This is a genomic window from Xanthomonas sp. NCPPB 3218, from assembly GCF_056725185.1.
Map to the genome: position 1 here is coordinate 181262 of NZ_CM161516.1, position 14200 is coordinate 195461.

9 protein-coding genes and 1 other RNA gene are annotated in these 14200 nt (G+C 66.8%); 9 read left to right on the forward strand and 1 reads right to left on the reverse strand.

Features of this window, described 5'->3' with window-relative positions; all coding sequences use genetic code 11:
- Positions 1-165: 165 nt before the first annotated feature.
- Positions 166-420 (reverse strand): hypothetical protein, encoded by a 255-nt coding sequence (locus AC1PLS_RS00780; protein WP_481104087.1) that lies wholly within the window; start codon positions 418-420, stop codon positions 166-168.
- Between the two features lie 350 nt (positions 421-770).
- Between AC1PLS_RS00780 and AC1PLS_RS00785 the strand changes: the two genes are divergently transcribed.
- From AC1PLS_RS00785 to AC1PLS_RS00825, 9 genes are all read left to right on the forward strand, one after another.
- Positions 771-3887, forward strand: a complete 3117-nt coding sequence (locus tag AC1PLS_RS00785) for a maltotransferase domain-containing protein (RefSeq protein ID WP_481104088.1) — start codon at positions 771-773, stop codon at positions 3885-3887.
- Positions 3884-7234: a maltose alpha-D-glucosyltransferase gene (gene treS, locus AC1PLS_RS00790; protein WP_054592003.1), complete on the forward strand. Its 3351-nt coding sequence runs from the start codon at positions 3884-3886 to the stop codon at positions 7232-7234. Before AC1PLS_RS00785 ends, treS begins: the two co-directional genes overlap by 4 nt.
- An 11-nt stretch (positions 7235-7245) precedes the next feature.
- A complete protein-coding gene (glgB, locus tag AC1PLS_RS00795) occupies positions 7246-9429 on the forward strand; it encodes a 1,4-alpha-glucan branching protein GlgB (protein WP_102250732.1) in 2184 nt (727 codons plus the stop codon).
- Positions 9430-9817: 388 nt separating this feature from the next.
- Complete coding sequence (locus AC1PLS_RS00800; protein ID WP_184577775.1) at positions 9818-10117, forward strand: hypothetical protein; 300 nt, start codon at positions 9818-9820, stop codon at positions 10115-10117.
- The gene (locus AC1PLS_RS00805) at positions 10107-10379 is read left to right on the forward strand and encodes a hypothetical protein (protein ID WP_026064062.1); all 273 of its coding nucleotides are present in this window, start codon (positions 10107-10109) and stop codon (positions 10377-10379) included. The genes AC1PLS_RS00800 and AC1PLS_RS00805 overlap by 11 nt, the downstream gene beginning before the upstream one ends.
- The gene (locus AC1PLS_RS00810; RefSeq protein WP_184432622.1) at positions 10376-11941 is read left to right on the forward strand and encodes a PepSY-associated TM helix domain-containing protein; all 1566 of its coding nucleotides are present in this window, start codon (positions 10376-10378) and stop codon (positions 11939-11941) included. The genes AC1PLS_RS00805 and AC1PLS_RS00810 overlap by 4 nt, the downstream gene beginning before the upstream one ends.
- A gap of 155 nt (positions 11942-12096) precedes the next feature.
- Positions 12097-12564 carry a metallophosphoesterase family protein gene (locus tag AC1PLS_RS00815; RefSeq protein WP_184432620.1) on the forward strand — a complete coding sequence of 156 codons (468 nt, stop codon included), beginning with the start codon at positions 12097-12099 and terminating at the stop codon, positions 12562-12564.
- 106 nt (positions 12565-12670) lie between these two features.
- A non-coding RNA gene (locus AC1PLS_RS00820) (sX9 sRNA) lies at positions 12671-12747 on the forward strand.
- 253 nt (positions 12748-13000) lie between these two features.
- A complete protein-coding gene (locus AC1PLS_RS00825) occupies positions 13001-14149 on the forward strand; it encodes an aldo/keto reductase (protein WP_104543656.1) in 1149 nt (382 codons plus the stop codon).
- The last annotated feature ends 51 nt before the right edge of the window (positions 14150-14200 follow it).

Below are 14200 nucleotides of genomic sequence, written 5' to 3' on the forward strand. Positions count from 1 at the left end.
GTGGCAGATCGCCGGTCTGCCACGCCTGGTCTGCAAGCGGCGAATGAGCGCGACGTCGCCATTTTGAGCTTCAAGGACCTGCGCGGACGTCGATCAAACGTTCTTTGGCGATGTGGTCGAGCCCACGTCGCGTTGCCGTAAACGCGATGGCAACCAACCTTCTGCTCAGCGGCACCGACCGAAGGTTCTGACACCCCAGCAGTACGAAGAACTCAGATAGACGATCTTATCGACTCCATCCTTGTCGAGGTCGACGACCTGGACGAAGCCGGCGTAGTCCTCCTTGACGATGTCGTCGTTGACGCTGACGTCTTGCCAAAGCCCTACGATCTCTCCGGCACGGCTCGGGCTCAGCCTCTGATCCTTTGCCGTTGCAACTGTGGCGATGGCCAACAGTGCCGCCATGATGTAGCTGCGCATCCTTGCTCTCCCTGCAGGTTGAGGCCATAGCCTACAACCCTTGGGAGTTGGCCAGCGCTGCCTGAGCCCTCACCACAGCCGGGCTTGTTTGATTTTCGTCAATTCCACCGACACATGAAATTCGCAGTGGGGGTGCTTGACTGCATGGGTCAAGAATCGTTGCGGAGTTGCGCATGAGTGCAGTCACGGTAGGAAGGGTCGACCAGGCCTTGAGTGGGCAGGGGTCGATCCGGACGGGAGTTGGACTGGTGCGTCGTGACCGAGCGCCGGCGGATCTGCGGGGTGGGTCGGCCCGCGTCGTTTCCTTCGTCACGGTGCGTGCGCGCGCCGTGGTCTGCTGAGGGGGCGCCATGCGGATCTGTGTTCTCAATGAGGCCACCGGCGAGCAGGCCGGGCTGGAGCAGCGCTGCAAGTCGGCGCGTGAGGCGGGCTTTGACCATGTCGTGCTCGCGCCGCCGTTTGCACGCGACGCCGAAGGCCGGCTGAGCGAGGTCGCCACCACCGGCGAGGAAGATGCGCAGCGTCTGCGCGAGGTGGTGCAGGCCGCGCACCGGGCCGGCGTGAAGCTGCTGCTCGATGTGCGCCTGGATGAAGTGGGCGGTGCCAGCGCCGTGGTGCGCGACAACCCGCAATGGTTCCGGGCACGCAGCACGGCGGTGCCGGACCCGCGCCAGCCGCGCGCCACGCCCGAAGTGGCCGAGGCACGCTTTACCTATGCGCAGGAAGGTGCGGCGCTGGTGGAGTGGTGGAGCGCGCGCTTGCTGGACTGGGCCTCGCAGGGCGCGGCCGGATTCCGCCTGCTGCAGCCGCAGCAGGTGCCGGCGCAGCGCTGGCGCGAGTTGATCGCTCGCGTGCATGCGCAGGCACCGGAGGTGGTGTTTGCGGCGTGGACGCCGGGCCTGGGCATCGAGGCCTTGCAGCAACTGGCCGGTGCCGGGTTCGATGTGGCGTTCTCCTCGCTCGCATGGTGGGACGGCCGCGGCAGCTGGTTCTTCGACGAGGACACGGCGCTGCGCGCGTTGGCGTCGCAGGTTGTCGCAGTGGTGGGCGCGCCCGATGGCAAACGTGCCGCCACTGCCGGGCAGCACTGGCAACTGGCCCAGGCACTGGGCGGAGCATGGCTGCTGGACGAGACGCAGCTGGAGACATTGCCGTTGTCGATCAGGGCCCGCGACGGCGTGCCGCCGAGCAATGCCGGCTTGCGGTTGCGTCCGCTGCTGCGCGAGGGCACCGGCCTGACGGCGGTGGCGATCGAGCCGCTGGGCGGCTTGCCGTCGCTGCTGTTGATCAACGGCGATGCCGATCATGTGGTGCCGGTCCCGGCGCCGGATCTGCTGCGCCTGCTCGGCGATGCAGAAGCGCTGGTGGGCGAGGACGGCAGCACGCTGTCCGGCGCGACGCTGGAAGCATTGGAGCCAGGCGAGGTGCGGGTCTATCGCAGCGTGCCGGCCCGGCACGTGCTGGCGGTGCCGCGCATGCGCCCGCGCCCGCAGACCGCGGCCGCCTGGCCGCGCGTGTGCATCGAGTCGGTGACCCCGTCGGTCGATAACGGCCGCTTCCCGGTCAGGCGCACCGTGGGCGACCGCATCTGCGTGGAAGCCGATGCGTTCTGCGATGGGCACGACCGCATCGCGGTGGCGGTGCTGTGGCGCCCGGCCGATGCCAAGACCTGGGCCAGCGCGCCGATGCGTGCACTGGGCAACGATCGCTGGCGTGCGGAGTTCCCGCTGGAGCGCATCGGCACCTATGAGTTCCGGGTGGAAGGCTGGCGCGATGTGTTCGCCACCTTGCATGCGGATCTGGAAAAGAAGCGCGCCGCCAACACGGTGCTGCCGGTGGACGTGCAGGAAGCGGTGGCCGTGGTGCAGGCCGCGCACGCACGCAGCAGCGGTGCCTTGGCCGAGCGCCTGCAGGCCGTCCTCACCCGCATCGGCGCGCAGAGCGAGCCGCTGCAGCAGCTGGCGATCGTGCTGGAGCCGGACACCGCGCAGGCGATGGCAGCGGCCGACGACAAGCCGTTCCGCTCCGAGACGCCGGTGACCTTCCGGGTGGAGTCCGAGCGGCGCGCGGCGCATTTCGCCAGCTGGTACGAATTGTTCCCGCGCTCGCAAAGCGGCGATCCGCAGCAACACGGCACCTTCGACGATGTGATCGAGCGCCTGGCGCATATCCGCGCGATGAACTTCGATGTGCTGTACATGCCGCCGATCCACCCGATCGGCGCGAAGAATCGCAAGGGCCGCAACAACTCGGTCACCGCGGTCGACGGCGAGCCGGGCAGCCCGTATGCGATCGGCGCGGCCGATGGCGGCCACACCGAGGTGCATGCCGAGCTCGGCGGGCTCGAAGGCTTCCGCCGCTTGATCCAGGCCGCACGTGCGCATGGGCTGGAAGTGGCGCTGGACTTCGCCATCCAGTGCGCGCCGGATCACCCGTGGTTGAAGGACCACAAGGACTGGTTCACCTGGCGCGCGGATGGCTCGATTCCGTATGCGGAGAACCCGCCGAAGAAATACCAGGACATCGTCAACGTCGACTTCTATGCCAGCGGCGCGGTGCCGGACCTGTGGAACACGCTGCGCGATGCGGTGCTGTTCTGGGTCAACGAGGGCGTGACGCTGTTCCGCGTCGATAACCCGCATACCAAGCCGTTCCCGTTCTGGGAGTGGTTGATTGCCGATATCCGCGGGCGCCGGCCGGATGTGGTGTTCCTGTCGGAGGCCTTTACCCGGCCGAAGATGATGTACCGCCTGGCCAAGTGCGGTTTCTCGCAGTCCTATACCTACTTCACCTGGCGCAACCACAAGCACGAGCTGCAGGAGTATGTGGACGAGTTGAACCAGGGTGTGCCGCGCGAGTGCTTCCGTCCGCATTTCTTCGTCAACACGCCGGACATCAATCCGCTGTTCCTGCAGACCAGTGGGCGCAACGGGCATCTGATCCGCGCCGCGCTGGCGACCACGCTGTCGGGGCTATGGGGCATGTACCAGGGCTTCGAACTGTGCGAGGCCACGCCGTTGGCGCCGGGCAAGGAGGAGTATCTGGACTCGGAGAAGTTCCAGCTGCGCGCCTGGCCCGAGCGTGCGCCCGGCGACATCGTCGATGAGATCACCCGCTTCAATCAGCTGCGCCGCATGCACCCGGAGCTGCAGTCGCACCTGGGCACGCGCTTCTACCAGGCGCACAACGACCAGGTGCTGTACTTCGGCAAGTTCCTGGATGCCGGCTACCTGTCGCGCAGCCGCAGCATGGTGTTGGTGGCGATCAACCTGGACCCCAACGCTGCGCAGGATGCCGCAATCGAAGTCCCGCTGTGGGAGTTGGGCCTGCCCGATCACGCCAGCGTGGCGGTGGACGACCTGTGGGACGGCCATCGCTTCACATGGCAGGGAAAACAGCAACACATCCGTTTAGAGGCGACGCGGCCGTTCGCGTTATGGCGCATCCGCGCAGGAGAGGTCGCATGAATGCAGTCCCATCGTTACAAGCCGACGCGGAACAGTCCGCGGTGGTTGCAGATCAGCTTTGGTACAAGGACGCGATCATCTATCAGGTGCACGTCAAGTCGTTCTTCGACTCCAACGACGATGGCATCGGCGATTTCCCGGGGCTGATTTCCAAGCTGGACTACATCGCCGAACTCGGCGTGGACACCATCTGGCTGCTGCCGTTCTACCCCAGCCCGCGCCGCGACGACGGCTACGACATCGCCGAATACATGGCGGTGCATCCGGACTACGGCAGCATCGAAGACTTCGAGCAGCTGGTGGCGCAGGCGCATGCACGCGGCATCCGCATCGTCACCGAGCTGGTGATCAACCACACTTCCGATCAGCACCCGTGGTTCCAGCGCGCACGCACTGCGCCGGCCGGCTCGCCGGAGCGCGACTTCTATGTGTGGTCGGACACCGACCAGGAATACGAAGGCACGCGGATCATTTTCTGCGATACCGAAAAATCCAACTGGACCTGGGATCCCGTGGCCGGGCAGTACTTCTGGCACCGGTTCTATTCGCACCAGCCGGACCTGAACTTCGACAACCCTGCGGTGCTGGAAGCGGTGCTGGAAGTGATGCGCTTCTGGCTGGACCGCGGTGTGGACGGCCTGCGTCTGGATGCGGTGCCGTACCTGATCGAGCGCTCCGGCACCTCCAACGAGAACCTGCCGGAAACCCACGCGATCCTGCGCAAGATCCGCGCCACGCTGGATGCCGAGTACCCGGACCGCATGCTGCTGGCCGAAGCCAACATGTGGCCGGAAGACACACAGCAGTATTTCGGCCAGAACGCCGACGAATGCCATATGGCGTTCCACTTCCCGCTGATGCCGCGCATGTACATGGCGATCGCACGCGAAGACCGCTTCCCGATCACCGACATCATGCGCCAGACCCCGGAGATTCCGGAGAGCTGCCAGTGGGCGATCTTCCTGCGTAACCACGATGAGTTGACGCTGGAAATGGTCACCGATTCGGAGCGCGATTACCTGTGGCAGACCTATGCCGCCGACCGCCGCGCGCGCATCAATCTGGGCATCCGGCGCCGATTGGCGCCGCTGCTGGAGCGCGACCGCCGCCGCATCGAGCTGATGACCTCCCTGTTGCTGACCATGCCCGGCACGCCGGTGCTGTACTACGGCGACGAGATCGGCATGGGCGACAACATCCATCTGGGCGACCGCGATGGCGTGCGCACGCCGATGCAGTGGTCGATCGACCGCAATGGCGGCTTCTCGCGCGCCGACCCGGCGCAGCTGGTGCTGCCGCCGGTGATGGACCCGCTGTACGGCTTCCAGGCAGTGAATGTGGAAGCGCAGATCCGCGACCAGCATTCGCTGCTGACCTGGACCCGCCGCGTGCTCAGCGTGCGCAAGCGCTACCAAGCCTTCGGCCGCGGCAGCCTGCGCTTTCTGTATCCGGGCAACCGCCGCATGCTGGCCTACCTGCGGTGCTACCAGGACGAGACGGTGCTGTGCGTGGCCAACCTGTCGCATACGCTGCAGGCGGTGGAGCTGGACCTGTCCGAGTTCGAGGGCCGCGTACCGGTGGACATCATCGGCGGCGGCAGCTTCCCGCCGGTCGGGCGGTTGACCTATCTGCTCACCGTGCCGCCGTTCGGCTTCTACGCATTCCAGCTGGTCAGCGAGGGCACCTTGCCGGACTGGCATGTGCCCAGCCCGGTGCCGTTGCCGGACTACCGCACGCTGGTGTTGCGCAGCGACACCGACGAGAGCAATGCGCTGCTGCCGCATCTGCCCACGCTGGAAGCGGAGATCCTGCCGGCCTGGTTGTCGGCACGGCGCTGGTTCTCGGCCAAGGACCAGGCACTCAAGCACGTGCGCATCTCGCGCCGTACGCCGCTGCCGGGCGCCGAGCCGATGAGCCTGCTGGAGCTGGAAGTGGAGCTGGAAGACGGCCACCACGAGAGCTACATGCTGCCGGTCGGCATCGTGTGGGAGCGCGACCAGCCCAGCACCCTGGCCGAGCAGCTTGCGCTGGCACGGGTGCGCCAGGGCCGCGAGGTGGGTTACCTCACCGATGCCTTCGCGCTCAAGCCGATGGTGCGCGGGGTGATCGACGCCTTGCGCGACAACGCCGCGCTGGAGTTCTGCGATGGCGACGATGCCTCGCAGCAGGGACAGGTGCGCTTCGAGGCGACACCGGCGCTGGCCACGCTGGAAATACCGCAGGATCCGGAGATCCGCTGGCTGTCGGCCGAGCAGAGCAACAGTTCGCTGGTGGTGGCCGACAAGGCGGTGTTCAAGCTGCTGCGGCACGTGGCCAACGGCGCCAATCCGGAGATCGAGATCGGCCGTCGCCTGACCGAGATGGGCTACGCCAACGCCGCGCCCTTGCTGGGCAGCGTCAGCCGTATCGATGCGCAGGGCACCATCACCACGATCGCGCTGTTGCAGGGCTTCATCCGCAACCAGGGCGATGCCTGGCGCTGGACGCTGGACCATCTGGCACGCAGCTTCGACGAGTACGCCACCGCGCAGACCGACGAATCGCGTGCCGAGGCCATCGCCGGCTACGACGCCTTCGCCGCGGTGGTCGGCAAGCGCCTGGCCGAGTTGCACGAGGCCTTGTCGCGCGACACCGACGACGCCGACTTCGCCCCGCAGCGCATCGACCTGCCCACCGCCAACGATGTGGTGGCTGGCGTCGCACGCCAGGTCGAAGAGATGTGGGACACCGTCAATGCACGCCTGGCCGGCAGCGACGATGCGATCGAACGCGAAGCGCTGCAGGCAGTGCTGGCCGAGCGCCCGCAGCTGGATGCCTTGCTCGCCCAGGCACCGAGCGTGCTGGCCGACTCCTTGCTGACCCGCGTGCACGGCGACTTCCACCTGGGCCAGATCCTGGTGGCCTTCGACGATGTGGTGCTGATCGACTTCGAAGGCGAGCCGGCCAAGCCGCTGTCCGAGCGGCGCGCCAAGGCCAGCCCGCTGCGCGATGTGGCCGGCTTCCTGCGCTCGCTCGATTACGCCAGCGAAGTGTCGGCACGTGGCGAGGAAGGCACCGCCGCCCGTGCGGGCGTGGGCGTGGACACGCATCTGGACGAGTTCCTGGTGCAGTTCCGCCGCCGCTCCACACAGGCGTTTCTGGACGCGTACCATGCCGTGCTCGACGCCAGTACGCACCCGTGGATCGCACCGGCAGCGTTCAACGCGGCCACCTTGCTGTTCCTGGTGGAGAAGGCCTGTTACGAGGTGCGTTACGAGGCTGCCAACCGCCCCGGCTGGCTGATGGTGCCGATCGAGGGCTTGCGACGCATCCTGCACCGCGCGCGCGCTGGTGCGGGAGACACATGATGAGTGGAGTGATGACAGCAGTGACCAATCGATGGGATCCCGGCGCAACCCGCGCCCTGGCCGAGGCACGCCATGGCGACGCATTCGCCATCCTGGGCGCGCACCCGACCGACAGCGGTCGGCTGCTGCGCACCTATCAACCGGGTGCCGACTACGTCAATGCCGTGCTCGACGATGGCCAGGTCATCGCGCTGGAAGCAGGCCCGGAGCCGGGCCTGTTCGCCGGCGCGTTGCCGGCGCAGGGCGGCTACCGCCTGCGCATCGGCTGGCCCGGCGGCGAGCAGGACACCGCCGACCCGTATGCGTTCGGCCCGCAGCTCAGCGACTTCGACCTGCACCTGATCAGCGAAGGCCACCACCTGCAGTTGGCCGACGCGCTCGGCGCCAACGCGATCGAAGTCGATGGCGTACGCGGCACGCGCTTTGCGGTGTGGGCGCCCAACGCCACGCGCGTGGCGGTGGTGGGCGATTTCAACAGTTGGGACGCGCGCCGGCATCCGATGCGGCTGCGGCACCAGTCCGGCGTGTGGGAGCTGTTCGTGCCCGACGTCGGCCCGGGCGCGCATTACAAGTACCAGCTACGCGGCCCGCATGGGAACGAGTTGCCGGCCAAGGCCGACCCGGTGGCGCGGCGTGCCGAGCTGGCGCCGGGCACCGCCTCCATCGTGGCCGACCCCACCCCGCACCAGTGGAGCGATGACGGCTGGATGGCCACGCGCGCGCGCCGCCAAGCGCACGACGCACCGATGAGCATCTATGAGATCCACGCCGGTTCCTGGTTGCGCGAGGAAGGCGTGGACCTGGACTGGGATGGCCTGGCCGACCGCTTGATTCCGTACGTGGCCGATATGGGCTTCACCCATGTCGAGCTGATGCCGGTGACCGAGCATCCGTTCGGCGGCTCGTGGGGCTATCAGCCGCTGGGCCTGTTCGCGCCGACCGCGCGCTTCGGCTCGCCGGATGGCTTTGCCCGCTTCGTCGATCGCTGCCACCGCGAAGGCATCGGCGTGATCGTCGACTGGGTGCCGGCGCATTTCCCCACCGACGCCCACGGCCTGGCGCATTTCGACGGCACCGCGCTGTACGAGCATGCCGACCCGCGCGAAGGCTTCCACCGCGACTGGAATACGCTGATCTACAACCACGGGCGGCGCGAGGTGTCCGGGTTCCTGATCGCCAGTGCGCTGGAGTTCCTGCAGCGCTTCCACGTCGACGGCCTGCGCGTGGATGCGGTGGCCTCGATGCTGTACCGCGACTACAGCCGCAATGCCGGCGAGTGGGTGCCCAACATCCACGGCGGGCGCGAGAACTACGAGACCATCGCCTTCCTGCGCCGGCTCAACGAGGTGGTGCGCGAGCACACCCCGGGTGCGGTGATGATTGCCGAGGAATCCACCGCGTTCCCCGGCGTCACTGCCGATGTGGCGCACGGCGGCCTGGGCTTCCACTACAAGTGGAACATGGGCTGGATGCACGACACCCTGCATTACGCGGCGCTGGACCCGATCTACCGCCGTTACCACCATGGCGAGCTGACCTTCAGCATGGTCTACGCGTATTCGGAGCGCTTCGTGCTGCCGATCTCGCACGACGAAGTGGTGCACGGCAAGGGCTCGTTGCTCGGCCGCATGCCGGGCGACGACTGGCAGCGCTTTGCCAACCTGCGTGCCTACCTGGGTTACATGTTCACCCACCCGGGGCGCAAGTTGCTGTTCATGGGCTGCGAATTCGGCCAGCCCACCGAATGGAACCACGACGGCGGCATCCCCTGGCATCTGCTCGACGACCCGCGCCATCGTGGCGTGCAGACCCTGGTGCGCGATCTGAATCGGCTGTATGTCGAATACCCCGCGCTGCACGCGCAGGACGATGACCCGGCCGGGTTTGCCTGGGTGGTCGGCGATGACGCGGCCAACAGCGTGGTCGCGTTCCTGCGCAAGGCAAAGCGCGGCGATGCGCCGGTGCTGGTGGTGATCAACTTCACCCCGATCGTGCAGCACGGCTACCGCATCGGCGTGCCGCAAGGCGGCCAGTGGCGCGAGGTGTTCAATAGCGATGCCGGCATCTACGGCGGCGCGAATCTGGGCAATGGCGGTGTGGTGAGCGCCGAGCAGCAGTCCATGCATGGCCATGCGCAATCCCTGCCGTTGTTGTTGCCGCCGCTGGGCGTCATCGTGCTGACGCCGCAGGGCTGATGCAGCACACACAGCGCCGGACCGCTGGTCCGGCGCTGTAGCACCTGTTAGATTGCGCGCCGTAGAGCGGCCAACACCTCGCTGCGCGCGCCCACCGGGCGGTGCAGCCGGGGTGTCACCCGCTACGTAGGCGGTCCGGAGAGGGCTGCCGGGCACAGCCGCCGCCATGCCTTCCGTCGACCGTGTGTACGGGAGTGTTGTGTGTGGGCGTTTTAATGGCGGTGGTTTCTTCGACGGTTGAGCCGTTTATCCATGGTGTGCGCATCGCTGGATGCGCGCATGCACTGGTGCGGCTTGCACGTTCTCCGTGTGTCGGCGCGCAAGGTGGCGGCATGTGGCCAGCGCAGCTCGGTGTGTTGCGTTTCTCCGATGCAACGCGGACGCAGGCATGAGCGGTTTGATGACCTGGTGTTATCTGCTCGGCGCTGCGGCGTCGGCGCTGACGTTCTATCTGGCAACACGGCATCAACGCCTGTGGCCGCAGCGCCGGCTGTCCGCACGCGCGCTACGCATCGGCGCCAGCGCATTGCTGCTGCTATCGCTGGGCTGCGCCATGCAGGCCTTGGGCACCTGGGCCGGCATCTTCGCCGCAGTGACGGCGCTGATGCTGGTGGCGGTGGCGCTGCCCTATCTGGATGCCTGGCGGCAGGCGCGCACGCAACGCAGGCAGGTGCGCCATGTGGGCTAGATGGCTGGCTGCAGTGGTGCTGGGTCTGCCGCTGGCGGTCGGCGTGGTGGGCCTGTGCGCCCTGTTGCTGCCGGGGCCGCAGCAGAGCTACACGCTGGCATGGTTGCTGCTGATGTTTCCGGCCTGGGTGGGTGCGATGGCGCTGCCGTTCGTGTTCCGTCGCGCATCGCGCGCCTGGGCCGTGCTCGGCGGGTTGACGCTGCTGTGCTACCTCGCGCTTGCGGGCATCAAGGCATTGGGTTGGACGGAGCTGGGCGCATGAAAGCATCGACTTTGCGCGCGTTTCTGTCGGTCCACAGCTGGATGGGTCTGTTGGCGGGCATGGCCTTGTTCATCGCCTTCTACGCCGGCGCCATCACCGTGTTCACGCATGAACTGAGCGGCTGGCAGGCCACGCCGCCTGTCACACAGCCTGCGCCGGCAGATCCTGTCGCCGCCGCGCAGACCTTGCTGGATGCGGTGATCGCCCGGCATCCGCAGGTGGCCGACTCCTTCCTGGTGCTGCTGCCCGGCGAGCACGGGCCGACCCCGCGGCTGTACTGGTATGGGCCGCAGGCCGAGGCCAGTGGCGGCATGCGGCAGTATCAACAGGCCGCCGATGGCCGCCTGCTGGAAGTGCCGCAGCGCGTGGGCTTTGCCGATTTCCTCTACGACCTGCACTTTACCGCCGGCCTGCCACGCGTGTTCGGCACCTATCTGTTCGGTGTGGTGAGCGTGCTGTACGGGCTGGCGTTGCTCAGCGGGGTGGTGCTGTACGCGCCGGTGTTCTTCAAGGACCTGTTCGCGCTGCGGCCGGGGCATAACCTCAAGCGCCTGTGGCAGGACGCGCACAACGTGGTCGGCATGTTGTCGCTGCCGTTCCATGTGATCTTTGCCTGGTCCGGCGCGGTGTTGTGCCTGGGCGTGCTGTTGCTGGCGCCGTTCCAGTTCCTGGTGTTCGACGGCAAATTGATGCAGATCCTGGCACCGGAGTTCGAACTCACCCCACATGTGCAACCGGCCAGGCGTGCGGCGCCGGTGTTGCCGCTGGCGGTGCTGCTGGACAAGGCGCGCGCAGCCAGCCCGGGCTTGGTACCGGAGAGCATCGGGTTCCATGATGCAGGCGATGCCAATGCACGCGCGGAAGTGTATGGTCACAACGATCAGCGCCGCCTCAACACACTCGGTGGCGTGGCCCTGGACGCGGCAACCGGCCAGGTCCTGCGCGTGCTCGAACCAAGGGCGATGTCGACAGGCACCGCCGCCTTGCGCGGGCTGCAAGGGCTGCACTTCGGCAACTTCGGGCATGCACCGGTGCAGTGGCTGTATTTCCTGCTCGGGCTGGGCGGTGCGTTCCTGTTCTACAGCGGCAACCTGTTGTGGATCGAAACACGCCGCAAGCGTCGGCTGGTGGATCAACCGCGCCGCACCCACGCGATGGCGCGCCTGACCATCGGCGTCTGCCTGGGCAGCGTCGCCGGCATCTCGGCCTTGTTCATCGCCGCACGCCTGCTTGCGCAAGGACAGGAGCGTTATGTCTATTACGCGGTCTTTGCGGCCGTGCTGGTGTGGGCGCTGGTCCGCCCCACAGCACGCGGTGCGTACGAGGTGTTGCTGGCCTGCGCTGTCCTCACGGCGCTGATTCCGCTGGCCAGCTGTGTTTCGGCACGTGGCGTGGTGCTGCCGTGGCAGGACGCAACGGTGCTGGTCGTGGACCTGATCGCCTTGGTATTGGTATGGGCGTACTGGCAACTGGCGCGTGCGAGCAGGCGGCGCGGGCTGCAGGGCGATCCCAACAGCGTCTGGGCGTGGAAGCGCGCGCAACGCGCTGAGTCGACGCACTGACGTGATTGATGCCTGGCACGCGACGGTGTGCCGGGCATCAGCTGCGGCGGAGCACTTGTCGCTGACCATGCGGCTGGCCCGACAACCTGGCCCGTTGACGCGACGGCATCGCCGGGCAGTGCATCCTGATCGCCCGCCACCTTCACCCACACCCGATGACGGCTGTCGCCTTACGCATTGGCCTGATCTCCGACACGCACGGCGTGCTGCGGCCAGAGGCCGTGGCTGCATTGCAGGGCTGCGCGGCGATCATCCATGCCGGCGATGTGGGCAAGCCGGAGATCCTCACTGCGCTGCAGGCGCTGGCACCGCTGCATGCGATCGCCGGCAATATCGACAACAAGCCCTGGGCAGCGCAGCTTCCGCAAACGCTGGATCTGCTGATCGCGGGCGTGCGCATCCATGTGTTGCACGATCTGAAAACGCTGGCAACGGATGTTGCTGCCGATGTGATCATCAGTGGGCACTCGCACAAGCCGTCGATACACACGCGCGACGGTGTGCTGTACATCAATCCGGGCAGCGCCGGCCCGCGTCGCTTCAGCTTGCCGATCAGTGTGGGCACGCTGTGGCTGGGCGATGGCCCGCCGCGTGCGCAGCTGCAATTGCTGGAAATACGCTGATGGAAGCTGGATTCCGTGCAACAGAGACGTGTGCAGGGATCTGGAGCGGCCAGCAAAAAACGATTGCACAGCCGTCATGCGTGCGCGGTCGCTGCTCGGAATCGGCGTGTACCACGCGTACTCTCCGGTTCTTAGCGTGCCGTCCGCACACATCTGACCACCGCTCGCGACGCTGTGTTGGCCACTCTTAGGCAATGCCATGCGGTGAAGTACATCGGACCGGTGCACCGGCCACTTCCGCATGTCGTGAGCATGCGGTGCATGCGATGACCGCCAGCAGCGACCGCCGACAACCTGTGCTGACGTGCCTGCTTGTCCCAACCTGCACGTGAGTCGTTCGTTGCCTGCATGTGTACGCTCGCAACCCCTGCGCTGACCTTGTCTGCACGCAGGCGGGACCATCCTTGTGTATCGAGTCGCCGCAAGGATTTTCCCCATGAATACCCGTCGTCAGTTCCTTTCCGCCGCCGCTGCCGGCACCGCCGCATTGGCCGCCGCCCCGTTGTTGGCACAGACTTCCGCACCGGGCAGCGTGATGCCCACGCGCGGCAAGGCCGCCGCATCCGCATTGCCGACCAATCCCGCAAGCAAGGGCGCACGCTATCGGCCCTCGAGTCGACTGGGCTTTGGTGGCGTGGCGATCGGCAATGGGTTTGCGCCGACCAGCGATGCGCAAAGCGAAGCGACCCTGGCTGCGGCGTGGGAGTCGGGCGTGCGGTACTTCGATACCTCGCCGTGGTACGGCCTGGGCCTGTCCGAGCGCCGTACCGGGCACCATTTGCACAATCACGCTGCAGACGACTATGTGCTGTCGACCAAGGTCGGGCGCCTGCTGACCGCTACCGACAAACCGCCGAAGACGATGTGGCAGCAGCCGTCGCCCTTCGACTATCGCTACGACTACAGCGCCTCCGGCGTGCGTCGCTCGATCGAAGACAGCCTGCAGCGCCTGGGCGTGTCGCAGATCGATATCGCCTACATCCACGACCTGTCGCCGGAGAACGAGAAAGATCTGGGCATGCCGTGGGAACAGCGCTTTGCCGAAGCGGTGAAAGGCGCGATGCCCGAGCTGACCAAGATGCGCAAGGAGGGCCTGATCAAGGCCTGGGGCTTTGGCGTCAATCGCCCCGAGCCGGCCCTGCGTGCGATCGAGGAGGCCGATCCGGATATCTTCCTGCTGGCCTGCCAGTACTCGCTGCTCGACCACGCGCAGGCGCTGCACGACACCTTCCCGAAGATCGCAAAGCATGGCGCGTCGGTAGTGGTCGGTGCGCCGCTGCTGGCGGGCTATCTGGCCGGGCGCGAGCGATATCTCTACGACGGCACCGTGCCGGAATGGGCGCCGGCCAAGCGCCAGAAAGCACTCGCCATCTGCGAGCGCCACGGCGTGGATCTGCGCACAGTGTCGCTGCAGTTTGCCGCTGCGCCGAAGGTGGTGTCCGCGGTGATTCCCGGTGCGCGCACGGCCGAGCAGGCGCTTGCGAATGCGGCCTCGATGCGCGTGGCGATTCCGGCAGCGGTATGGGAAGAGCTCAAGCGCGAGCAGGTGATCGAAGCGGATGCACCGGTGCCTGTTGTGGGCTGAGGCTCACGCGTGGTGGGTGCATCGCAAACGCCTGCGCTTGCGATGCACCAC